The following is a 22,913-nucleotide window of genomic DNA, read 5'->3' on the forward strand; positions in this document are numbered from 1 at the left end:
GCAAACGTCTACTAAAGCAATTGATGAATTACAAAAAATATTAAAGAAAGCTCAATAACAGGAGGGATCGAGGAATGGCTACTAAAAGTATGCTTAACAAAACATTAGATGATCTTGCTATTGCTACGGATTTATTATTATCAGCGAAAAACGGTGTACGAACATATGCAGTAGCACTTACAGAAACAGCAACACCAGAAGTACGCAAAGTATTAAAAAAACAATTAGACGAAGCGATCGATCTTCATGAAAAAATCGCTCAGTATATGATTGATAATGAAATGTATCATGCCTATGATGTTGAAGAGCAAGTAAATCACGATTTGAAAAAGGCAGATAAAGCGTTAGATTTAGCAAAAGGTTAAATGATATGTCGAGGAGTATTTAAGTCGAATGATAAACATAAAACAAATAACTAAAGCTATCCACTTCGTCTAGTGGATAGCTTTTTTGCTAATGAAAATACTTTAATATTATTGTTGAGGAAGATTTAGGGCTGTATCAGTTGCTTGCAAGTCTACCTTCAGCTGTTCCTGTACATTTTGAGGATGATAGTATCCCTTTGATACCATATAATCCGTAATCTCTTGATGTGTATCAATGGCTTTATTTAAATGTGTACGTAACATTTCTCTGACTTCTGGATTATAAGTTTCAGACAAAGCTAAAGCATAGTTTTTAATTCCTGTTTTTGCGGCGATTAGAAAATCAGTGGCAATGACTTGGTCTGTCATTCCACCCATTCCAGTCATATTCTGAACAAATTGATTCATGATCGTAAACTCCTTCTAAGATAACAAGCTTTTTAATTGTTGGACATGTAATTTAGTTTGAGTAACGTCTCGAGCTAAGATATTTTTGAGCTCTACATCTTGTGCTAATCCACTCATAGTCGCAGATTTAGTTAAACAAATATTTTTAAACGTTAAAAGTTCATGAAGTTCCAATGTCTCATGAACGCCTAAGTCTTTCATTTCAGCCATTGCATCGTCCCCTCCCTTTACTAAATAGATAGCTCACGCTTTAACGTCCCCTTGGAAGTCTTTATTATTCTAAATGCATTGAAACCTTATAGATTAAACCGGAACTTATATGTAAATAACTTCAGATAAATGATTCTAAAAGAAAATTTGCTAAAAGGATTAGTTTGGTGTCTCTAATCTATTAGCTACATACAAATATATTTTTCCTAGTGATAAAAAAAGGATGACAAACGAGGTGTCATCCTTTCCTCAGTTATACTAAGTTCAAGCCCTTGTATAGTGAAAGGTTTATACATATACTCTGTTAGGTGACTTCTTACATCTGACATTACAACTATCCCTGTTATTAACCGTCATTTTCTATATTTTCTTGTATATTACTTATTATGTTTTTCGTATTAGCTATTTCATCTAAACCTTCTAACTCGTGCATGTTAGTAGAGGCTGGATTATTTAAGTGTAAATGTTTGGCATAATCATTATCGAACTTTCCTAAATAACTTTTTTTACCATCTAATCGTTTGTTGATACTAAATTCTCGCATGAAAAAACCTCCCAAATATATTGTTTGATTTGAGTTAAAAAATATAAGAGGTAGTATAAGACAAAATGAATTTCCTGATATAGATACTGCTTATAGATAATATTCCAGGTTTCTTTTCCTACTAACAAAATGTTATAAACACGAAAAAGTAAAGTAATTTTTTTCTAAATGGAAAGGATATATCTATAAAGTCTTAATAGGAGTGATCAAATGTTAACATCTGAAGAAAGTAAAAACGATGTACCACGTCCCCAACATTATTTAAAGCTAATAAATGACACTGATAGAAAATTGAAGTTAGAGTGGAAAGGAGATATAGATGAGCCTAATGTTATTTTTCCATCAGAATTAAATCCAGGTGACGCTGATAAAAGAAATTCCAAAAAAACTAGTGATGCAAGTTTTATTGTAGATATTTATCGTTGGAAAGATAACTCTTATATTTATAGTGGGCAACTAACAGAACATGTGCATGGCAGAGTATATAGTAGTGAAGAGACATACTACTTAAAATTACAGTCGTTTCCTGACCAAAATCAAATTCATTTGATAAAAAAATCAGAAGTAGATGAAACTGAACATACCATAATTAACACTTTTTCAGAAGATGAGTGGTAATATAATCAAGGTTTTTTTAAAATGACAAAAATGCTGAGTAGGTAGTAACAATACTGCTCTAATTCTCTTTCAAAGTTTTAGGTTATCAGCAGAATCTACTGTATCGCTACTTGGCTTGCCTTTCTGGTCATTGTCTTTATACCGTCTCTGACTTATTCTCGGGATTTTTTAAAAATTTAGTTACATTATTAAGGTGAGTTAACAACTGGAAGCTTATTCAAAGTCATAATACTTTAGATATAATGTATTAGCGCATTCTCTAAAGAATTCAGATATTGGTATGTCTTTAGACCTCTCACCCAGTTCATTGAAAATATTAGTGACTAGATTCACGCTAGTATATAAAAAATAAAACAGCAAACTCAAAGAGACGTAAGTGAAGGGCAAGCTACAACGAATCCTTGAGAGGTAGAAGCAATGCGTCAATATAAAACATTCCAAGTCGGTTTTCATCTTTCTACTTTAAACCAAATATTTAAAGTGAAAAATCCAATTTCGTGGATATTGACTTCTGCGAAAATATGAAATAGAATATGTATAGTTCGTAAAATAAGATGAATTACTTAATGAAATTACCACTTTTATATGCGGGTGTGGCGGAATTGGCAGACGCACTAGACTTAGAATCTAGTGTCTTGTGACGTGGGGGTTCAAGTCCCTTCACCCGCATCATCCGAGTAAGTAATAAGCAGAAATAGGGAGGCATAGTTAAGGGGTAAGACCAAGATTTGCAAAAACTTTATTCACTGGTTCAAATCCGGTTGCCGCCTCTACATTATAATTCTGAAATTAGAAAGGACCTTTAGCTCAGCTGGTTAGAGCAGACGGCTCATAACCGTCCGGTCGTAGGTTCGAGTCCTACAAGGTCCACCATTAAATTGAAATATGGAGGAATACCCAAGTCTGGCTGAAGGGATCGGTCTTGAAAACCGACAGGGGTGTCAAAGCCCGCGGGGGTTCGAATCCCTCTTCCTCTTCCATTATATCTTTATTATTATCGCGGGGTGGAGCAGTCTGGTAGCTCGTCGGGCTCATAACCCGAAGGTCGCAGGTTCAAATCCTGTCCCCGCAACCATTTTTATTGGGCTATAGCCAAGTGGTAAGGCAACGGACTTTGACTCCGTCATTCGTTGGTTCGAATCCAGCTAGCCCAGTCATTCATATTAATTAAGAAAAAAGCTCTACCATTTTTAAGTGGTAGAGCTTTTTTGTATAGATTTCATTTTAATCTTTATACAATTTGCAATATCCCCTTCATTATAATATTGTTTCTCATCCCTACTACCTTCTATTTTTTCAATCGATTATATGTTTACCTCTTACCAATTTCATGAAAATAAAGACCACTAGGTAAACACTGATTATATAAAAATTAAGAGATTGGTCTATTTTGATAGCACAGTAAATATATTGTTAATCGGGTTATCATCCAGGCCTTTGTACCCCTCATTCCAAAGGGATATTTTCCTAATTCTCAAGGGCGGATAAAACCAAAATGCCTAGAATATTATACTTTAGAATTATTTATTTCAGGAGGATCCATATGTCTAAAAATTTAACATCAGCTATTCCAGTTTCATTAAAATCTCTTTCGGTTAGTCATAACTCAATCATTTCAACCACTAGTTCAAGCCAAGAACGAATACAATACCATAAAGCAGTCCTAGAATCCGTTGGTATTACCTCAATCTCATCCCTTGGGATACTGAATTTATCTGGGAATTTAATACCTCAAGCAGGTGTTACAAGACCTGAATCTAATTTAATTGCTACCCAGGCTTACTTTCAGTCAGCTTATAAAGTAACCAATACTGTAAGCTCACCTGTACTTCAACCTTTTGGTGGCCAGGGTTCTATTTTAAAATCAGTTCCATTTCCATCTAAAACAGTATCTCTTGCTTCCACACCCAGTATTGCTTCTCAAATTAATATCGATACAGCCTATTGGGTAGCTACGGAAATAAATCTACAGGATAATACCACTGTAGTTCTCAAGCAACCTCAACAATATCTTATTTTAATTGCGGAAAAAATTACAGTTGGAAAAAATGTTACGTTTACTTGGGAAAGGCCAAGCAAATCTATTCCATCTAAGCCTTGGAAACCCGGAACCCCTCCTCAAGCACCAACGTCTACAACGCTTGTAGGAATTTCAGGAACAAATGGTACACATGGTATCAAAGGTAGTAAAGCCCCAGACGGGAATAATGCACCTGAGTTAGAAGTATGGGTGCTTGATATGATCGGACGTCCTGCTTTTGATTTAAGAGGTCAAGATGGGACTACTGGTGGCGCTGGACAAGATGGGGGAAATGGTGGCCAAGGAGGAAAAGGAAAACCTGCTCAATTAGACTGGTCAGGATTCTGTAAGGCAGGAGCAGGTGCTGGAGGTAACGGAGGGGTAGGTGGAAATGCAGGTCAGGGTGGAGACGGAGGACATGGAGGGCATGGAGGAAAGCTTTCAATTTATGCTCCACAAGCAGTTATCAACGAATACCTTAAGGGTTTTTATATTACTGTCGATGGAGGACGCGGAGGGAGTGGAGGTCAGCCTGGCTATCCAGGTATAGGAGGTGCTGGGGGGCCGGTAGGGGATTCCGTTAAAGCAAACTTTGGCGCAGTTTGTGGTCCTGGATCGAGAACTGCGGGATTAAATGGACCTGATGGTTCTTATGCTGGTCAAGGTTCTAGTGGATACAGTGGAGGAAAATTTGCCGAACCAATTGGTATGTACGTCATCGAACCAGATGATATTGCTCTTAAACTATTAGAGCCAGCTATTTTTGAAGCAGTGCCAGCTTATGCTTTTGCAGGTGATAGCATAACCTTAAAAGGTAAACGCTTTACAAAATCAGATACCGTGTTAATAGATGGTTCTCCTGTGCAAACAAATGCTTTTAGTGACACTGCTTTGCAGTTTATAGTTCCTTCTTTAAAGGGTGGCCAGCATACAATTCAGGTAAAACAGCTGGATGGAACTTTATCTAACAAGGCTTCTCTATATATTAAACCTAAAATCGACTCTGCTCAGCAGGATAATCAAATCACTGCACGCGTGAGCCCAGGAAAGAAAGTGAACTTAATAGGTAGTGGATTTTCAGAAAGTACAATTGTCCGAATAAATGATCAGGATATGCCCAATGTTACCTTATTGAGTCCTACTCAGCTCGAGTTTACATTAGTTAGACCAACTTCAATAGAAGAAAACCCATCGGGGGAACCAGTAAAGGTGAGTATTTTACTATCAGATGGAACGCCATCTAACACTATTAATTTAGTATTAGATACATTTCATACGCTTGTAATAGGCGATTCTGTTTCTTGGGGTCAAGGGTTAGCTGAACATGAAAAACATTATTCCCTTGTTGGAAATGCCATAAAAGCCCGAAATGGGAATATCGGATATTATACTCAAGTACTTGCTCATTCAGGAGCTATTATTGGAGTCAACGACAATTCATCTCTTCCAACGACAGATGGAGAGGTGCCTAATTCATACCCGACTATCATTAAGCAGTGTGATTTATTTGTCGGAGACCCTTCTAAAGTAGATCTTATCATTATGGATGGTGGAATAAACGATGTTAACCTTAGAACCGTCCTAAATCCTTTTACTGATATTGATTTAACTGAGCTACATCGTAAGCACTTTCTCGATGGTAGCAAAACCCTATTAGAAAAAGTAGCAACTACCTTTCCCAATGCTAAGGTAATTGTAACTGGATACTACCCTCCTGTTTCTGAACATAGTGATTTAAGTGCTGTGGAAATTTTATTAGTTGCTTTAGGAATAGCAGTGCAAGGAATACCGGGTGGTATTGGTGCTGGATTTCTGACTAAGCAGCATCTTCAAATCATACATGCAAGAAGTATGCAACTGGCCAATGAGTCCAAAGTGTTTCTTCAACAGGCTGTGGATGAAACAAATGCTAACTTAACTGGAGAAAAACGCTTTTTCTTTGCTGATCCAAATATTGATGGGGAGCACTCTGCGCTTACTGATGACCCATATGTATTTGGCATTAATTTAGATATGTCACCACAAGATTTTATTGCAGCAGAAAGGCTAGTTTCTTGTACAAAATCTGGATGTACAGGAGTCGATTTTGAGATTTGCAAACGAGCTTCAATTGGTCATCCTAATAAAAAAGGCGCCATTGCTTACGCAGAAGCAATCTATCCATTTTTATAATAAGCTATTTTCATAAGGGTTCGATTTTTTTATGAATGGTAAGAAATGAAAAGGTATACCTAAGTATAGATGTGGTAGCAGAAAGAGAAGGTTCAACCCTTCTCTTTTTTATATTTATTTTATTGGTGTAAATCGGAACGATTCACTAGACTCTGACTGATCCTCATTACATTCTACTTTATATGCTGGGACGCTTTTAGATTTCTTGTCCACTTTATGAAAATGATAGGCCTATAGGCCAAGTCCTACCTATATAAAAATCAAGCACCTTTCATATCACCAGCTACTGCTTCATTACTGCAGTAGGGTTTCTTTTTATTTTTGAGTGGACAGGCAAGCTTAATGAAATAGTTACATAGTATCTAAAGAATCGCGAGTTCGTTACCTAATCAGTAGCTAGTTCAGTAACGTTACCGCGTTAATACAAGCTTTTACTTGGATCCAGACAGAACATACATTTATTAACGATTCGTTAGAGAAACGCCTTTCAATGGGCGACTCTAACTTGCTGTATCCCGTTGGAGAAGCGTTACATTAAGATTTCAAATTGGCGTTACAATAATATGTAGCTTCGCAAGACCTGTATCTTCAAGTTACCATTTTAGCTTTATTAATCAGGGTTACATGTTATTTTTCCATATCTCAATGCATCATAAATAGCACGTCCATCGCTTGAAGTTGTTTCTGTAAATTTAATAGGCAGTAGTGAGAAGACAATATAATAAATAGAAAAATAGACAAACTGGTAAGAAAAGAGACTGGCTGAAAGGAGGTCAGCTATAACTAAACCATTTATAAGGAAAATAGAAGCTAAATTAGCGATGGCACCTCCAGCGTAGACACAAGCATGGGTAAATCGATTGTCGTATTTTAGTTTTTCATATACACAAAAAGAATCTAAAAAGTAAACAGATTTTATTTTAATTTTTCTCCATTTAAAAATGGTTTTTCCTTTTCCAATGGTAAAATCCACTCTCCCTCCCAAAAAAATTGCCATGATAGAATGACCTAATTGGTGAACAAGAGACACAAGTGGTAGTACAAGTAAGAAAGAAAACAAGAACTTAGGCATATCACTGAATCCAAACACACTTCCATCTCCTTTATTATGAAATGATTTATTAAATGGTTAGCTTATTAAGGTAGATAAATTCTTATTAACAATGAACAGATTTTCCCAACAAAGAACGTGCCTTTTTTAATCATATGTATAATCCTTCGTTTGGCAATTCGAAAGGACTTTAATCAACGTATAGAACCAATCGTTTTTTACTAAAGCAGGAGTGAAAGTGATTAATAATCTTTGAGATTTGCTATGAAGAAAATCTTCATTTTATTTTTAAACATTCCTCATAACAATAAACGACCCTATATATCGTAAACCAAGTTACTAAGGTCGCTTATGCTATACTCTGATTTATTATTTTTTTATCTTTTTCTCTATAACAAAACATTCGGCTTTTCATTAAGCTTCTAACGGAATTTCGCTCTCATGATTAAGTTGATCGAATAAATAAGTAAGGTAAGAATCTAATTCGAATTGATTATCTTCAACAAAACCATCTAACACAGACTTACTTTCTTCTCTCATCTTTAGTCCCTCTAATTTATGTTTTTCAATTTATTTTGCGTGATGACCATGATTCTTTTTTTGGCCCATTTTTCGTAAAATAAAACTTACAATTATCACTAAAATGATAGATCCAATAATGGCTGGGATAATTGCAAAGCCACCAACGACTGGTCCCCAACTTCCCAAGATAAAACTACCTAACCAAGAGCCAATAAAACCAGCGATAATATTACCAATAATGCCTCCAGGAACGTCACGTCCTGTAAGTAAACCAGCGAGCCAACCGATAATTCCACCTACAATTAGCATCCATAGAATTTCCATAAATCACTCTCTCCTTTTGAAATAGTTAGTTGACTTTACCCCCAACTAAAATCCATTAATCCTGTTATTTTTTTCCTCTATAAGTTTTTTCTCTTTATGTTATAAGGTCATGTATCTTTTTTGCAATCTATTTTATCTTTTGGGACACCTTCTAACGCCTCGTCTATTTCATAAAAAGAGTAAACCATGGTACAACCCTAATATCTATAAGCCAAGCACCTCTTACACAACCATCTACTGATCCCCTACTGCAGTAAGGGTTCTTTTTTATTTTTTGACTGGACAGGCAAGCTTACTGCAGTAGCTACATAGTATCTAAAGAATCTTAACTTCATCACCTAATCAGTATCTATTTCAGTAACGTTACTGCGTTAATACAAGCTGTATACGCTTAGTGACGCCCTTGTTGAAACCTGTAAGGGAGCTGAGCCGAAGAGGCGAAGGGGGCGACCGGATGCGGTGAGCTGAAATAATTAGTATTTGAAAGGCAAAAAAATTAAACGAATGAAAGAAGGTACCAGCATGAGAAAAACTCATTATATTACTTTTCGAAACTTCCTCCATAAACCATCCTTTAAGCCCTCCACAAAACCTCGTCCATTCAAGGCATATTCCTTTGTCCCATTTAGTCCACTTGCCATGCTTGACCCTACTATTCTAACCATAGGAGGAATTGTCTTAGGAATCGCCATCATTGAACGAATATTAGAGCGATGGGGTGTCATTGATCTGGTTGATCAGTTTGCGAAAGTGATGCGGTTTATCCTGCCTGTCACCTTTTATGGGGCTTTATTTTACTTTTTTGCGACCTTTATGTTTTAAGGAGGAATGTTGATGTTTGAGAAACTCAAATTGCGTGGCCAGTTGATTAAGGCGTTTCGTACAGCAGAGATTTATCGGGTCATAAAGCGTGGGGATCGTACCTCCTATCAATTTCCTAAAATTCATCAGATTGATCATCAGCACACCTACACTCGGTATGCTTTTTCCTTACTGAATGGCATTGATCCTGAACTTTTAACGAAGAAAAGATGGGCCTTACGACAAGTATTAGGCAGCAATATTGAAGTGAATGGCAGCTTAAAGAACTTTAGTATTACCGTTCATCACAAAAGCCTACCTAAGATGCTCAATTATAGGTATGAAGTCATTCATCCTCATATTGAAGAGATGGAGCTTCCCGTATGCATTGGTCAAGATATCTATGGAAACCCCGTTTCATGGGATTTTGCCGATTTAGAAACGTTACTTATTTCTGGCGAAATTGGAGCCGGAAAGAGCAGCCTCATGCGTGTGATCCTCACCACGTGGGTAAAATATACATCGCCTGATGATCTGCGATTAGTATTAGTCGATTTGAAACGAGCTGATTTAGGGCTTTTTCATGGGATTGAGCATGTGGATGCGCTTTGCTTTGAGGCCAAGGAGATGAGAAAACCTTTTGCTTTATTACGAGCTGAAATGTATCGAAGAGGCGATTTATTGTTAGAGCATGGTGTCACACACATCAGCAGGCTACCTTTTAAGCTCCCTCGTATCGTTGTAGTAATTGATGAAATGTCCATAGTGAAGAGAGAAACAGATCTCGTAGAGATGATCCAACAGTTTGCAAGTCAAGGCCGTGCCCTAGGTGTCCACACGATTATTGCCATGCAGCGTCCGGATGCCGATTTATTAAATTCAGCACTCAAAGCAAACTTACGGGTTCGGATCTCGGGAAGGCAGGCCGATGCCATAAATGCGAAAGTAGCCGGAGTAATCGGCGCAGAAGAAATCGATGCCGCAGCCAGAGGACGCATGAAAATTAAAATTGATGGAGTGAAAGAGTTTCAAGCTTATTTCTTAGATGAAGGAGCCTGCAAGGAAATACTTTCTCCTTATAAGACCTTGGTGCATGATCCTGAGCCACGTATAGAAGTTGCTTCACAATCCATCTTTGGGTTATTAGAGAAGGAGGAACAACGATGAGCTTTCGGTTATCGCAGCGCGATAAAGACATCATTGGGCTTATTAATCAATTTCGAGCTGTAGATCGAGATTCACTGGTAGAACTGTTCTTTAAACAGCTAAAATCGCCCGTAAATGCGTGTAATAGTGTGATGGTACGTTTATATCGGTTAGGGTTAATCGAACGCACACAGCAGTATTCTCCAACCGTGTATTTACCTGTAGAGGCCAAAATTAAAAAGAACTCGCAGAAAATACTCCATTTCCTTTCGATTCTAGATGTCTATAAGCAAATGTGTACGTATAGTATGCCTAAACACGTCATTGTCGAAGATAAGCCCACAGGACGAAAAGGAGGCATTGAACCGGATCTGTTTTGTATTTTTAAAGGATCTCCTTTTTGGATTGAAATACAACGCAATCAGTATTCCGAACAGAAAATGCAAGCGAAGATCAATCTCTATGAGGAGTTTTTCTTTTCGGATGAATGGAAAGCATTGCATTGGCAACCAGAAGATCGACCAGCACTCTTCCCTTCCGTTATTTTGATTACACCTGTTCGTTATGCGGTGGCTTCAAATCACATTCGCATTATACAAGTAGCAAGTATTCATGAATTAATGGAGAAATATAAGAGTTCAGCTAAACAGCAAAGAGAGGCAAAGCCAAGAACATCAGCTTCTTCTGGTGGGATTAAAATCAATCTCACGTAATGGCGAACAACATAAAAAAACTGCCTCAACACAGAGAATGAGGCAGTTTTTCTGATTTCACACTCGTTGAAATGTGAACGTCATAGCAAGTATAAAATACCAAATTTATGTAAAACTTTCCACATTTTTCATGAATATTACACAAAGAAAATGACTATTCAAACCCTTTTTCCAGGATTTCGACCCTTTAAGTAAGCATTATCAACCATACCCTGCCTTTATTTTATATTGGGTGTTGAAATAGAAGGATCATACATTTATTGTTAAATAAGTTGACGAATTAACACTTTTGGTAAACGGGTGGGAGAGATATTGCAGGAGGATAAGGATGTTCTAAAACAAACTTTACTTATAGAAATAGAAAAGGCCAAGGAGAATATGATTCAAGTGGCACGAGAAGAAGGTATAACCAGTGAAAGTACACTTCAAGTCAGTCAGTCCATTGATCAATTATTAAATAGATTACATAAGGTAAGCTTAACAAAGTAAGTATTCGTTTCTTAATAAGTAAAAAACAATCGCTTTCTCTCCGCATTGGCCTAGCATGAGAAAGCGATCGCTTTTTAGTAAGTGGTGATTAACTTACTAATCGACTTGTAAATTATAAATAATTTGGATAATAAAGTAAAGGTATTTTTGTACCTTTACTTCCTAATAAAAAGCTATCTCAACAATAAGCGAGATAGCTTTTTATTAGGAATACTAATTATAAAGATGGCGTTCTAAGCCATAGTAGGCAAGGCTTTTTGTCTTACAACCATTTATTGATAGGTAAATATTTACTTAACTCGAGAACTTGTGTACTCTAATGCCCCATAAAGGGTATTGAAAGTGACGATGTCATTTAATTTTACACCTAACTGAACCATTGTAAGGGCAATTTCAGAGCGAATGCCACTTAATACAACATCTATTCCTATAAGTTTCAAAGCTGCAACCACTTTGAAAAGTTGGTCTGCAACCATAGTATCAATAATAGGTACGGCAGATAGATCAATAATTAACCAACTCAGTCTGTAAGTGTTACCTTGTTTCAATGCATTTTCCATTAAAATTTGAGCTCTATGTGTATCAATCTCCCCTACAAGAGGAATTACACCAATTTCTTTTGTTACACGCACTACAGGTATAGATAGTTCATCTATAGCGTACTGAGCAGATTGAATTTTATCTATATAATCTTTCATATAAGATTTACTGACCCAATGTACAGCTTTGTCTACTACCAAATTGTATCTAGATATAACCTTAGAGAACAAATCAAAGGAAAAATTTTCTTTCTTTGCTTCTTGTGTAATGATTTCTCCAATTTGATTTCGATAATAACTGATTTCTTCTAAAGCAATATCTAAAGGAAGTTGAAGAGCCGTTAATAGATTTGCTACTTCGATTCCCCACTGTTCTAAGATTTGAAAAGTATGCTCTTCATCAATAGATATAGATTCTGCATAAATTTCAATTAAATTTTTTCGCCAAGGAACCAATTGAACATAAACATCATGATTATAAAAATGATAATGTCTTTTTTGTTCAGCTAATTCTTTTTTTTTATGTAAGATTACAGCCGTAATCCGTTGTAATTTTTTATTTAGCAATACATCTTCCATTTTTTCACCTACTAAACATCATGATTATGTAGTAAAAGCATAACATATATATTTTTTTGGTAAAACGGGTTCCTTTATGCAAAAGCTAAATAACTTAAACCATAATATTTAGTGATTGTATTTAAAATTATCTTACTTTACTCAGTAAGAGATCTATTAATTACGTAGTTGCTGTAATACGTTTTATGTAAACGAGCTTTATATTTTATATATGATATTCATAAATTAATGTCTTTTTTCTCGTGGTCTTTCTGGGTGTCTTTTACTGTTTTAGCCATAGCTAGAAATATAATTAATGCAATGACAATACCCAGTATAATACCTCCGGACAATAGAATCATCCCCTTTTAAAATGCCTATTTTTGTTAATTATATTATATAGATTAAGAAGCTATCTCAGAAGCATTAAGTACCTAAGCGGCACATTGTTTAAAGAACTAGGTAAAATACGTTCAGTAAGCCTTTTTATATGTCAAAAAAGTCTTGAATGTTCTTGTTTTTGTCCATTTTTCGAGCAGTATTCATAATTTTCTTCATGACAACAGGTGATGGTATGTAGTCTCTATTGTTACAAATACGCCAAATGGTATTTCTCGATACTTTACTTCTCTCTGCAAAATCAACCTGAGCAATACCTTCTTGATCTAACCACCTACCAAACTTTGAACGCTTTGGATTCTTCCACCAGAACATAACCATCCCTCCTTATCTATCAGCCTGTCCACTTTTCACCACTTTGAATCATCTTTGGAGAAAATATAGGCATAAGGAAGTAATTTAGGCATAGAATAAGAGAAATAAAATTAATTTTCGCATGTTGTCGATATTTTTCCCATAGACATATAGCATGAATACAGTTAAGACCGCCTTATACACTATAAATAATGGGCGGTCTTTGTTGTGGATATTCGTATCTAAATAGAAAAGAGCCTAGATTCTAAGAATAGAAGCAAGGCTCTTTTTTTGATTTCGGTGCAAAGAATACGTAGTAGACCATAAAATGTCACTTTTCTCTAAATAAATAACTTATGCAATTAATTTAAACAATTTATGAATCAATTATTTAGAATGCTTAGCGCACTTTTTTATTTCAGTCATTATTTAACTTACCAGCTATAGAATCTGTCTTAAACAGTCACTCTAGTTCCTTATCTACTAAAACTGAGCGATTCTACACTTGATTTGACAAGGATTTTATGTAACTTCGCTCAGAACGCCATGTATTGCGAGGTTTTTGCCCCTTTTAAATACAAAAATAAGTACAATTTCTCTATGAAAGAGACTACCATTCGATATCCTGCACTTTATCTATACAATTTTATGTGCAATTTGCTCAACTAGAGTTAAACTTATACTTAAGAACGCATAAGTTTAAATGCAATATCATCCTTATAGTTAAACTCAAGTTAAACTTGCACTCAAGAACGTGCAAAATTAAATGTAATATTCACCTTGTAGTTCAACTTAAGTTTAATTTATACTCAAGATTGTGCAAAATTAATTATAGATTACAAAAGGTTATATCTTCTTTTGTGTAGAATTATATATTCAAAACTATGTTTGTTTGAAATTGGATAGTACTTTATGAAGAATTTCGTGAAAGTTTAGTAGTAGATTTGATATAATGTTAACCAGTATAGCAATCTTGGCGTAGAACAAGATAAGGAGTGATTGATTTATGTCGCAAACACAAGAGGAATTATCTTATCAAATAAAAGATGTTGCAGAGATTCTAGGATGGTCTCAATCCAATGTGCGAAAATATATGAAATATATGAATTTGCAGGGTAGTCGAACCGAAGGTGGTCATCGGCGCTTTAGTCAGCAGGATCTAAATGATCTGCTAGAAGCAAAACGTTTAAAAGAAGAAAATGACTACTCTTTAAAAATGATTCAAGCGCATTTTAACAAGGAATTGACCGATGAAATGATTGAGAAAAATGAGTCTCTTAAGTCATTTTTAGAAGAATCAGTAGAGGAACTGCAAGAGCAAGTAGAAGGTAATACAGAAAAAATAAAATCAATGGCTGAGTTGTTTGATGGGTTTGTTAAACATACTGAAAAGCAAATAAAACAGATATCTGAAAATACTACTCAAGAAATACTATCTCTTCAGCAATTAATGCGAACCTTGCCAGACATTAAAAAGTCTGAACAAGACCAGCAAAGGTTGAGAGAGGTTGAAGCGAAAATAAGGATTCAAGCACGGGAAGAAGCTGTTGAATTGTGGAATCAAAAACCGGAAAGTGAAAGGTTTATACGAAGTGGTTTTCTAGGTCTGCAGAAAACCGAAAAACTAGGGGAAAGACAGGATTTTATTGAATCATATATAGATAAGAAAGTTCTTCAATATGTTCAAAGTGATGAAAGTGTTAATTAATATATGGTTTATCCGTCATGTGAAATTAAATAAGAAGTAAGACAAAGTAAAAGGCCCTCTTCTGCGAAGCAAGAGGGCCTTTTACTTTGTCTTATTTTTTTTATAGTCTTTTCATAACCTATTTGAAGGGAATGACTCTTTTTTATTTTTTTGAGAGTAAATGAGAAGAGACAATACGCTCATTGGATAGGTATGTCTTTTCCTTTGAGAATAGCTTTAATCCCATAATATCAGGATGAACCTGCACAGTGATGGAATGATAATGTAACCCGTGATCTTCTACGCGAGAAAAACCATTGTTGAACTTCTCATTGTACTCAGGTTTGAAATGGTTGATTAGAGCTGCTTCTGTTGCATCTAAGATTTGATTATTTAATTCCAGAGGTGGATTCTTTGTTAGCTCTTGTAGTTGAATTAGATCTTCGTCTTCACTATCTATTTCCTCTAATAATTGTGATTTGAACTCCAATAATAGAAGAGCTAGATCTTTTTCTGGATATTCACGTAAAAGATCTGCTTCTAACTTCTGTAACGTAGGATCAGACATTAACTCTTCAGCAGGAAGTTGTTCTCCATTTTCTCCAAATGCCTGCCCAATATAAACGATTTCTGTATCTAGGTAATACTTTGAATGCTCACGATAGACTTGAAGTAGACTTAACTCGATAACACCCTTTTCCCAACCTGTAAATACAATTGCTTTACGTGGCTGCTCATATTCAAATTCAAATTTTCTGTGATCAAATCCTGGGATAACACTTGGAAAAACGGAAACATCAAGCGTCTCCCTTGAAGTATGGTCGCCTGTTCCAACAATGACATCAAAACGTATATGATTTTCAAAGAATTGGACAGAATCTTCATCTATACTTATTTTCGGGATAAGAGTAGCTACATATATATTATATCTTCGATCATCTGGCGATAAATGACCTAAATCATAAGGGCAACACATGGTTAGATGATAAGCCCATGTTTGCAGTCCAAACTCTGACATATAGTTGGTATTCATAGCTGCCTCCTTCGATTTTGCTTTATTTTTGATGTTCATAAACCACAGGGACTTTATCCATTTTCACGGTTTTGGCCACAATATAACGACGATAGCCATCTTTTAAGACCTTCGAACCTTTCTCAATTGTTAAAGGCTTGTCAAGGTGTCCTGTACGCTTCACAAACTCAACGACTTCCTCTGTTTTCACAGGGTTTGGACGTGTCTTTAAGAAGGCTTCAGGAACGATAATATCCTCAAAACTCACGACATCCTTTGTCCCTTTTGGCTGAATAGGTTGTTGCTTCTTTGGTTGTGCAGCCTTCTTCTCTTGAACAGGTGTTTCGTTCACTTCTGGCTGTACCGTTTTCGCTTCTTTTGCTACAGGCTCTTGTTTTTCTTCCTGCTTAGTAGCTGCAACCTCTTGCTGTGCCTTAGAAGCCTCTTGTTTCGCTTCTTTTTTATCATTTGACTCATTGGCTTCTTTATCGTTTTTATTCGGGAGAACGGTAATCTGAAAGCAGATAACACCTATTTCGCCAGGGCACTCGTCAATGGGAATATCTAGCGTGGGTTCCCCTTGAATTAAGATTTTTTCATGCATAATACTCTTTTTTGTGAGTCCGGTTTTATTAAAGGCTTTCTTTGCAATAAACACGGTATACGAAATAAACGTACTCTTCTTTAACCCTTTAGGCGCAGAAGGTGAACCTTTTTCTCGCATATCAAAGGCAACGTAACGGTCATATTCTCGTAATGGTCCTGTCGCAGAACCGGTTAAGGTCATTTTATGTGGCATCGTGATCTCCTCCTACATAGATATATATATATTGATTATTTAGAAGTATGTTCTAAATAATAATACTCTTACTAAACATCAGCTTCTAAGGGATTTCTTCACTTTTTGATTATGAAACAGTGTCCTGTAATTGGGCATGTTGTTGTAATAAAGCCTGTTCCTGTGGTGTTAAGACTTGTCCTATATCCTGTTTCAGCTGTGCCATTTCTAACGAACTGTACGTAGTACTGTGTTCCTGCAGCAAGGTTTCTTCTTCTGGTGTTAGTGTTTGCCCTAAATCTTGCTTTAATTGGATCATTTCAAGCTGCTCATCTAGAGAAAGAGCTGGTTCTTGTGTAGGCTCTTTTTGCTCCTGTTCAGCTTGTAACCAAGCAGGAACGATTTCCTTACGGATGATCTGTTTAGGCTTAGGTAATGCTTTTGGTTGAACTTCTGTATGTATGTCTGACTCAGATGTTGGTTCTTCTGTATTCCCTTTAAGTAGATTCGTAAATTGATTGTAAGCAATTTGATAAACAAGACGACACATTTCATCCAGTGATAGGGAAGTACCCTTATGATTTGCCTCATGGACATATTTATCTAATCCTACAATGGCTGTATAAGCAACTTCATGTACTTGTTCTTTCACAATCTCAATCTTTGTATCTCGTTTTACTGCTTTTGCAGCATTTTGAATACGAGCATAAAAAGCTTTTAGGTGATGACCATATTTACCTGCATACACATTATTTACTTTCTTAGGCACACCTTTGATATAAGCGAACGACTGTGAAGCAGATATTAAATGATTATTTAAATGCTTTTTAGGTAAATCAAGGTTAATAAAGGGGGACGACGTTTTTTCGTCCTCAAAGCTTGTTGTATCAACGTTTTCAGCACTTTCTGGACTTGTCACAGGACTTGTCACAGGAGTTGTCATTTCTTCTTGTTGAAGCGTTTGAATACCTGTTGTATCATGTGCAAAAAAGATTTCCTCGCAAATTTGATCAAAATTCGTATGGCTTTTAAGGATAAACACATAGCTATCAGGGTGAGCACCTGTCGTATCTTCTTTGATATAACGTGCTACGATCATAAACGGTGTTGCTTTTAACGATTTCACAAAGCGAGAAACGGTACTTTGGGATACATCAAACTTTTCCATAAGTGTTTTGGAGTGAATCGCTTGAATGCCTGTAGCAACAAGGTTATAAATTACGTAATCTAACATTTCCATCCGTTTTTTAGGGAATACTTTATGTAGGGCTTCTTGTTGTTGTTTAAAGTATGTACGAAGGGTTTCTAAAAACGCTTCTTTCTTTTTACGAAGAGTCGGTGTTTCTTTCCATAACCATGTGAATCGTCCGTTGAAGGTATTTACATCGGGTAAATAGCAAGTCAATATCTTTGTCATTTGTTCATCTTCTCCTTTTAGGAACACAAAAAAGACACTGTTTCCCTGAAGAAAGGAAAACAATGCCGTGATTTTGATGAACTAAGCCCTTGAAATAGATGTCAATTTCATATAAAATAAAACCATAAGTTTTATTTTAAAGAAAAACTAACTCTATTAACAAGAGACTTCGACAAGTGTTTTCCCTAGTCGCATTAGGGGGAACGGTTTAAGAGTGCTGTAACACTACTTAAACAGTTGAAGTCTTTTTTCTATCCGCACGTTTTTGTTAATTCAATTATAGCGTTAAGTAGTCTTATAATTCAATAAAAAATTAGCAAAATATATCAAAACAAGTATTTTTAGCTACGATCCGTTTGTTATTTCTTTAGGAGTCGACTTCATCATAGCTGAATTTGTGGAATCTGGGGAGGGGTATTTTTTTACCCCTCCCCAAATAGTTAAAAGTATGTTATAATACTGCATTTTTATAACGTTAAAGGCTTGGTAATTCGTACACTTTTAATGATAATGGTAAATAGCTATTCTGGGTAGGGTGATTTTTTCTAATCCTTTTTGGTAGATGGGGTGAGAAAAAATCACCCTATTCAATATGCTCATAATATGGTATAGGTAGCTTCTAACTATGAAGGAAGGGGAATAATTTTGGCCTTAAAGTTAGTACAGAAGGCTATATATAAGTTGGTCCTAAGTTAAACTCTTGTGGTTAGATTTAACAATGGAGGAGTAAACGACTTGGAGTTAGTAAAAAGCAATGAGCTACTATATAGTTCTTTGGATTTGTACTATATTGTTTGTGAGAGGGAAGCGTATGCTTCATCTTGTTTATTAAGATAGCTCTGGGAGGCTTTTACGCTTCGTATAAGCCTCTTTAATGTCTTCTGAATAGTTTACGCTTTTTGTATTCTTAGAAGCTCACAATGACTGTTAAAAATCTCAGAAACTAACTACATAGCTTAGGAGTTTACCTATAAAACAAACGTAATTTATCGATCAAGACATAGGTATGAAAGCTAAATTTACTTATAAATGGACTTTTCGAACTTAGCTAATACAATTCTTCATCTCACTATAGTATAAAAGCAGGCGAAGGCCTGCTTTTATAAACGCTACGATTAATCTTCAAATAAATGGTCCATTTCTTCTGCTGCTTCCCGTTTTCTTTTTTCCCTGAACTGCATTTTTTCTTCTTGAATTTTATGTAGCGCAACTCTTTTGGCCTTCTTGGTAGCTTCTGTTTCACCGAACTCTGTGGAATTAAACTTTTGAATATTTAATTGGTCGTATAAATTATTAACGAGTTCCATTAATACTCGAGTGTCTATTTGTGTGTTCTTTGTCGTTTCTTTTATCTCACTTAACTCATCGTCTAAGTACTGATAAAATCCACTTGCTCTTTTCAGATAAGCCTGACCTATTGCGTCAATTGTAGCAACGTCTAAAAATGTTTCATCAGGTTCGTTATTTTTTAATCGTTCATACTTTCGAATGATATCTGCAATGGCTTCCCCTGGAAAACGGTAGCCCCTTTCTTTCATATGTTTATGAAGATACTCATCAGCCTCTTCACTTAAAGAAATCATTCTTCTGTGTTTGCTTGCGGTCATTATTCGTCATCCTCCCCAAAGAGTTTATTGAATGTACGATCCATATTTGTCATCGCATCTGAGCATCTTTGCATTGTATCTATCGTTCGATCATACAAATCATCAATAGCTTGTTCTTGCTTTTCTACTTCTTCCATAATCGATAATGTTTCAATTTGTTCTTTCAAAAAAGCTTGTCGAGAAAGACCTTTTTCTTTGGCTAAACGATCTACTTTACTCACAGCAACCGGACATACATTTCTCACTTTAATCTCCATGTTTGTTCTCCTCTTCTGTGTTTTTATTGCATCAACATCAATAACATAAAAAACATCCTGAAGAGCATAAGGGGTTTTTGCCCCCACAGGGTGTGTGGGGCTAGGCAGAGCCTAGCTTCACCGTGATACCACGAAATTTGCTTAGGTGCACGCTTTAAGGTTCCCTTCTGAGTATATAGTGTGGATATAAAGTCCCCTTTACAGGTGACTTATCGTGTATATTCTGATGATGTGAAGTCCCTCTGAAGGTCACGTCAGTTTATCAGGATTGAAGAAGTTTTTTTGGTGATTCGTACTCTAAATGTTGAAATTTTTCAACGGCTTCTTTCATGGAGGGCACACCTAATTTGCGTATGATATTTTGTCTTTGTGATTTAATTGTGGTTTCTTCTTTGGATAGTATCAACTGCATTTCCCGTCCAGAATATCCATCCAAAGCAAGCTCAAAAACTTGTTGTTCAGCAACAGTAAATTGATTAAGAAATACTTTTTCTTTCAGGATTTTACATTCCTCTTCTACACGTTTTAATCGAGCTACTTCATCAACTAAATCAGATGCCACACTTAAAATATGTTCAATTCCCATTAAAAGTTTTTCACTTTGATCCATGATAAGACCCTCCTGTTTTTTGAGGGCAACCCATGTTATAATAGAAGTCCGTTACGTACTAAGTTTTAACATGGGGGTGCTTCCTTTCGCAGAGGAAGTGCCCTTTTATTTTGTTTAATTTTCTTTACTTCTTTGAATCTTTAAAGAGTTCTTTTTCCAAAAGTTGAACAAGAAATTCTTTTTTGCTCACGCCTTCTTCAATACATCTCTTTGCAAATTCTTTAAACAACTCTTCGGGAATATCAGCATTTAAACGCTTAAATCCAGACGGTGTTTTAGTCATATAATCCCTCACACTCTTCAAATACAAGTCACTCGAATGAGTGACTTGTATTTAGGTTAAAGGATAAAATTACCATGGTCAATAACTTTATCTTACTTTTCAAATCTAAAATTTAAATATAATTTACCTATATTTGGATATTTATTGTAGAAAGAACCTGCTATAATGGCAGTGTCAAGAATGAGGAGGATTATAAATGAGAGAAAGGATAAAACAAATTGTTTTAGAATTAATTAAGAAGAGAGAGGATAATGTCTCATTCGCCGAGATTGAACGCATATTGGAACGAAAAGGTATAAGTTATAAAGGTGATTACAGTATTCATATACCCAGCAATCAAAATGTAAAGCTGTGGGTAGGGATGTCTGAAGACTTCTGTAAGGCTATCTTAGAATTAATGTTTGATGATCGAGCAATTATACCTCAAAATGTTCCGAGTACATTATATATATTTGATGATAAAGTGCCAGACTATCCAGTGTCTGGAAATATATACCGTGCGTATGAAACAGAAAGGTGGATCCCTATAGCTTTTGCTCTGGGAAACCTATATGAAGAGTGAGTTGAATTAAGAGAGAGGGGATTGTTTATTTAAATATAGAAGAAAAAAATAACACTTGTACAAAATAAATTCCCACAGTTTTTTTATTTGCCCTTTTTTAAAGGGAGGAAACATAATGAAAAAGGATGCTTTTTCAAATAAGCATAATACGAATTGTACATATATAAAGAAGTATAAAACATAGGTGAATAAAAAAGCCAGGCTAGTTACCACTAGTCTGGCCTCTTAAGATTACATGTGCATTGAAATCGAAAGATATTCTCATTATATCATATCTCAGCTATTTAATAGAAAAATGATAATGACTTGGAAGATAACATTCAGCCTGCGTAAATTATAATAAAAAAGGGTGCGTTTCCTTTAGGAAACGCACCCTTTTTCGAAATTAAAGTATTGGTTAAACGTATTATAACATGTTTTGCTCTAAAAAGGGAGGGGATTTTGTCATAACCAAAGTGCGAAATCTAGACAAATACGCATTGGGCACATAGATAAGGGGTTCTGAGGTAAAAGGGTTAAAATGTTGAAAAAGCACCACTGAACGTATGCTGTGAATTAAACTAGTTCATCGTGCTGGTTTTTTAGGAACTTACTTTCTAACTCTAATTGTTTCATTCGTCGTTGTAATTCTAAATTCTCTAAGTCTTGTTCTAACTCAGAAGGTAAATCAGTTTGTTCTTTAGCATTCCTCATTAGTTCTCTAGTAGTTGCCAACTTCTTTTGAATTCATATTAACAGCCCCTTCCTTGTGACTTGCTAGATTCGACATGGCAGATGAAATATCCTGTAAAAAGACATTTACTTAGAGATGCGACAGCAGTACAATACAAAAAAACATCCGTTTAGATAGGATGTTTTTATTCTACTCTTATTTCGTTTTCATCTTTATAGCCTGCTCTTGGCGAGCTTCAATTTTTTCTTCAATCTTTTCCATAACCTTTTTATCTTCTAGTATTTCATGTCTGTTTTCATTGACTAGGTTTTGAAAAGAGGGTTTTAACTTTCTCATAATGGCACTTCTTTCTTACTGTTTAGTTTAGTCCGTAGACAAGTATGATTATAACGATTAAATGGGATAAAGCAATTATTTACTATCATAAAATGAAGAGTATAATTTTTATTCTTATAATAGTCAAATTAAGAAGAGTAAGGTAGTTGTAATAGTATATACCTTTTGTATTAGGGTTCTATTTCCGTTATTTGCTATCAATACATCTATATGTTACACTACAGTTAACTTATTTTTGTTCGGTGTAAGATTGAGAGAAGAAAAAATCTTAAACAGAAGTTTTTATCTTGAAATAGTATGATTGGGCAAGAGAGGTAATACATTTGTGGAGTATTCCACAGCAGGAGGCAACATTATGACACAAGGTACAGTAAAATGGTTTAATGCAGATAAAGGTTTCGGTTTCATTGAAATCGAAGGCGGAGACGATGTATTCGTTCATTTCAGTGCTATTCAAGGTGAAGGTTTCAAATCATTAGAAGAAGGTCAAAAAGTTAATTTTGATATCGAGCAAGGTC

The 22,913-nt window shown here is 35.5% G+C and carries 26 protein-coding genes and 6 tRNA genes; 16 read left to right on the plus strand and 16 right to left on the minus strand.

What is annotated here, in order from left to right; translation table 11 throughout:
• Positions 1 to 74 precede the first annotated feature (74 nt).
• Positions 75 to 365, plus strand: a complete 291-nt coding sequence (locus tag ACN6NE_RS19645; RefSeq protein ID WP_474326757.1) for a spore coat protein — start codon at positions 75 to 77, stop codon at positions 363 to 365.
• 108 nt (positions 366 to 473) lie between these two features.
• On the opposite strand, the gene ACN6NE_RS19650 is transcribed toward ACN6NE_RS19645, so the two are convergent.
• The 3 genes from ACN6NE_RS19650 to ACN6NE_RS19660 all read right to left on the minus strand — a co-directional run bounded on the left by ACN6NE_RS19650 (position 474) and on the right by ACN6NE_RS19660 (position 1,527).
• Positions 474 to 773, minus strand: coding sequence for a spore coat protein (locus tag ACN6NE_RS19650; protein WP_129710682.1), 300 nt, complete (start codon positions 771 to 773; stop codon positions 474 to 476).
• A 15-nt stretch (positions 774 to 788) separates the two neighbouring features.
• Positions 789 to 983 (minus strand): hypothetical protein, encoded by a 195-nt coding sequence (locus ACN6NE_RS19655; RefSeq protein ID WP_240702752.1) that lies wholly within the window; start codon positions 981 to 983, stop codon positions 789 to 791.
• Between the two features lie 346 nt (positions 984 to 1,329).
• Positions 1,330 to 1,527, minus strand: coding sequence for a hypothetical protein (locus ACN6NE_RS19660; protein ID WP_474326759.1), 198 nt, complete (start codon positions 1,525 to 1,527; stop codon positions 1,330 to 1,332).
• Positions 1,528 to 1,737: 210 nt separating this feature from the next.
• Between ACN6NE_RS19660 and ACN6NE_RS19665 the strand changes: the two genes are divergently transcribed.
• The 8 genes from ACN6NE_RS19665 (at position 1,738) to ACN6NE_RS19700 (ending at position 6,337) form a co-directional block, all read left to right on the plus strand.
• Positions 1,738 to 2,145, plus strand: coding sequence for a hypothetical protein (locus tag ACN6NE_RS19665; RefSeq protein ID WP_474326761.1), 408 nt, complete (start codon positions 1,738 to 1,740; stop codon positions 2,143 to 2,145).
• A gap of 587 nt (positions 2,146 to 2,732) precedes the next feature.
• Positions 2,733 to 2,814 (plus strand) — tRNA-Leu (locus tag ACN6NE_RS19670).
• A 29-nt stretch (positions 2,815 to 2,843) separates the two neighbouring features.
• Positions 2,844 to 2,915, plus strand: a tRNA-OTHER gene (locus ACN6NE_RS19675).
• Positions 2,916 to 2,941: 26 nt separating this feature from the next.
• A tRNA-Ile gene (locus tag ACN6NE_RS19680) sits at positions 2,942 to 3,018 on the plus strand.
• A 14-nt stretch (positions 3,019 to 3,032) separates the two neighbouring features.
• Positions 3,033 to 3,125 (plus strand) — tRNA-Ser (locus ACN6NE_RS19685).
• An 18-nt stretch (positions 3,126 to 3,143) separates the two neighbouring features.
• Positions 3,144 to 3,220: transfer RNA gene (locus tag ACN6NE_RS19690), tRNA-Met, on the plus strand.
• Positions 3,221 to 3,227: 7 nt separating this feature from the next.
• Positions 3,228 to 3,299, plus strand: a tRNA-Gln gene (locus ACN6NE_RS19695).
• 389 nt (positions 3,300 to 3,688) lie between these two features.
• A complete protein-coding gene (locus ACN6NE_RS19700; RefSeq protein WP_474326763.1) occupies positions 3,689 to 6,337 on the plus strand; it encodes an SGNH/GDSL hydrolase family protein in 2,649 nt (882 codons plus the stop codon).
• A 610-nt stretch (positions 6,338 to 6,947) separates the two neighbouring features.
• On the opposite strand, the gene ACN6NE_RS19705 is transcribed toward ACN6NE_RS19700, so the two are convergent.
• From ACN6NE_RS19705 to ACN6NE_RS19715, 3 genes are all read right to left on the minus strand, one after another.
• Positions 6,948 to 7,427: a hypothetical protein gene (locus ACN6NE_RS19705; protein ID WP_474326765.1), complete on the minus strand. Its 480-nt coding sequence runs from the start codon at positions 7,425 to 7,427 to the stop codon at positions 6,948 to 6,950.
• Between the two features lie 375 nt (positions 7,428 to 7,802).
• Positions 7,803 to 7,928, minus strand: a complete 126-nt coding sequence (locus ACN6NE_RS19710; RefSeq protein ID WP_474326767.1) for a hypothetical protein — start codon at positions 7,926 to 7,928, stop codon at positions 7,803 to 7,805.
• 30 nt (positions 7,929 to 7,958) lie between these two features.
• Positions 7,959 to 8,234, minus strand: a complete 276-nt coding sequence (locus tag ACN6NE_RS19715; RefSeq protein ID WP_474326769.1) for a GlsB/YeaQ/YmgE family stress response membrane protein — start codon at positions 8,232 to 8,234, stop codon at positions 7,959 to 7,961.
• Between the two features lie 522 nt (positions 8,235 to 8,756).
• On the opposite strand from ACN6NE_RS19715, the gene ACN6NE_RS19720 reads away from it, so the two are divergent.
• The 4 genes from ACN6NE_RS19720 (at position 8,757) to ACN6NE_RS19735 (ending at position 11,383) form a co-directional block, all read left to right on the plus strand.
• Positions 8,757 to 9,056 (plus strand): hypothetical protein, encoded by a 300-nt coding sequence (locus ACN6NE_RS19720; RefSeq protein WP_474326771.1) that lies wholly within the window; start codon positions 8,757 to 8,759, stop codon positions 9,054 to 9,056.
• Between the two features lie 12 nt (positions 9,057 to 9,068).
• Complete coding sequence (locus ACN6NE_RS19725) at positions 9,069 to 10,202, plus strand: FtsK/SpoIIIE domain-containing protein (RefSeq protein ID WP_474326773.1); 1,134 nt, start codon at positions 9,069 to 9,071, stop codon at positions 10,200 to 10,202.
• The gene (locus ACN6NE_RS19730; protein WP_474326775.1) at positions 10,199 to 10,894 is read left to right on the plus strand and encodes a hypothetical protein; all 696 of its coding nucleotides are present in this window, start codon (positions 10,199 to 10,201) and stop codon (positions 10,892 to 10,894) included. The genes ACN6NE_RS19725 and ACN6NE_RS19730 overlap by 4 nt, the downstream gene beginning before the upstream one ends.
• A gap of 300 nt (positions 10,895 to 11,194) precedes the next feature.
• Positions 11,195 to 11,383, plus strand: a complete 189-nt coding sequence (locus ACN6NE_RS19735; RefSeq protein WP_406900015.1) for an aspartyl-phosphate phosphatase Spo0E family protein — start codon at positions 11,195 to 11,197, stop codon at positions 11,381 to 11,383.
• A gap of 290 nt (positions 11,384 to 11,673) precedes the next feature.
• Here the strand turns inward: ACN6NE_RS19735 and ACN6NE_RS19740 are convergent, their stop codons facing one another.
• Both ACN6NE_RS19740 and ACN6NE_RS19745 read right to left on the minus strand, forming a co-directional pair.
• Positions 11,674 to 12,501, minus strand: a complete 828-nt coding sequence (locus tag ACN6NE_RS19740; RefSeq protein WP_098197536.1) for an STAS domain-containing protein — start codon at positions 12,499 to 12,501, stop codon at positions 11,674 to 11,676.
• A 465-nt stretch (positions 12,502 to 12,966) separates the two neighbouring features.
• Positions 12,967 to 13,194, minus strand: coding sequence for a helix-turn-helix domain-containing protein (locus ACN6NE_RS19745; protein ID WP_098197537.1), 228 nt, complete (start codon positions 13,192 to 13,194; stop codon positions 12,967 to 12,969).
• 985 nt (positions 13,195 to 14,179) lie between these two features.
• On the opposite strand from ACN6NE_RS19745, the gene ACN6NE_RS19750 reads away from it, so the two are divergent.
• Positions 14,180 to 14,881 (plus strand): MerR family transcriptional regulator, encoded by a 702-nt coding sequence (locus ACN6NE_RS19750; RefSeq protein WP_098197538.1) that lies wholly within the window; start codon positions 14,180 to 14,182, stop codon positions 14,879 to 14,881.
• A gap of 142 nt (positions 14,882 to 15,023) precedes the next feature.
• Here ACN6NE_RS19750 and ACN6NE_RS19755 read toward each other — a convergent pair whose 3' ends face one another.
• The 7 genes from ACN6NE_RS19755 to ACN6NE_RS19785 form a co-directional block, all read right to left on the minus strand.
• Positions 15,024 to 15,893 (minus strand): hypothetical protein, encoded by an 870-nt coding sequence (locus ACN6NE_RS19755; protein WP_474326778.1) that lies wholly within the window; start codon positions 15,891 to 15,893, stop codon positions 15,024 to 15,026.
• A 22-nt stretch (positions 15,894 to 15,915) separates the two neighbouring features.
• The gene (locus ACN6NE_RS19760; protein ID WP_474326780.1) at positions 15,916 to 16,671 is read right to left on the minus strand and encodes a ParB N-terminal domain-containing protein; all 756 of its coding nucleotides are present in this window, start codon (positions 16,669 to 16,671) and stop codon (positions 15,916 to 15,918) included.
• Positions 16,672 to 16,780: 109 nt separating this feature from the next.
• Complete coding sequence (locus ACN6NE_RS19765; RefSeq protein WP_474326782.1) at positions 16,781 to 18,067, minus strand: replication protein; 1,287 nt, start codon at positions 18,065 to 18,067, stop codon at positions 16,781 to 16,783.
• Between the two features lie 1,115 nt (positions 18,068 to 19,182).
• Positions 19,183 to 19,674, minus strand: a complete 492-nt coding sequence (locus ACN6NE_RS19770; protein ID WP_474326784.1) for a hypothetical protein — start codon at positions 19,672 to 19,674, stop codon at positions 19,183 to 19,185.
• Positions 19,674 to 19,931, minus strand: a complete 258-nt coding sequence (locus ACN6NE_RS19775; RefSeq protein WP_474326785.1) for a hypothetical protein — start codon at positions 19,929 to 19,931, stop codon at positions 19,674 to 19,676. Before ACN6NE_RS19775 ends, ACN6NE_RS19770 begins: the two co-directional genes overlap by 1 nt.
• Positions 19,932 to 20,193: 262 nt before the next feature.
• On the minus strand, positions 20,194 to 20,541 hold the full coding sequence (locus ACN6NE_RS19780; protein WP_474326787.1) for a helix-turn-helix transcriptional regulator: 348 nt from the start codon (positions 20,539 to 20,541) through the stop codon (positions 20,194 to 20,196).
• A 124-nt stretch (positions 20,542 to 20,665) separates the two neighbouring features.
• Positions 20,666 to 20,824: a hypothetical protein gene (locus ACN6NE_RS19785; protein WP_155404447.1), complete on the minus strand. Its 159-nt coding sequence runs from the start codon at positions 20,822 to 20,824 to the stop codon at positions 20,666 to 20,668.
• Positions 20,825 to 21,020: 196 nt separating this feature from the next.
• Here ACN6NE_RS19785 and ACN6NE_RS19790 point away from each other — a divergent pair, with 196 nt between their 5' ends.
• Positions 21,021 to 21,386: a hypothetical protein gene (locus ACN6NE_RS19790; protein ID WP_474326789.1), complete on the plus strand. Its 366-nt coding sequence runs from the start codon at positions 21,021 to 21,023 to the stop codon at positions 21,384 to 21,386.
• 868 nt (positions 21,387 to 22,254) lie between these two features.
• On the opposite strand, the gene ACN6NE_RS19795 is transcribed toward ACN6NE_RS19790, so the two are convergent.
• Positions 22,255 to 22,395 carry an FbpB family small basic protein gene (locus ACN6NE_RS19795; RefSeq protein WP_335566468.1) on the minus strand — a complete coding sequence of 47 codons (141 nt, stop codon included), beginning with the start codon at positions 22,393 to 22,395 and terminating at the stop codon, positions 22,255 to 22,257.
• A gap of 355 nt (positions 22,396 to 22,750) precedes the next feature.
• Between ACN6NE_RS19795 and ACN6NE_RS19800 the strand changes: the two genes are divergently transcribed.
• A partial coding sequence (locus ACN6NE_RS19800; RefSeq protein ID WP_474326792.1) for a cold-shock protein occupies positions 22,751 to 22,913 on the plus strand: 163 nt, incomplete at its 3' end.

It is taken from the genome of Priestia sp. 53B2 (genome assembly GCF_056099005.1).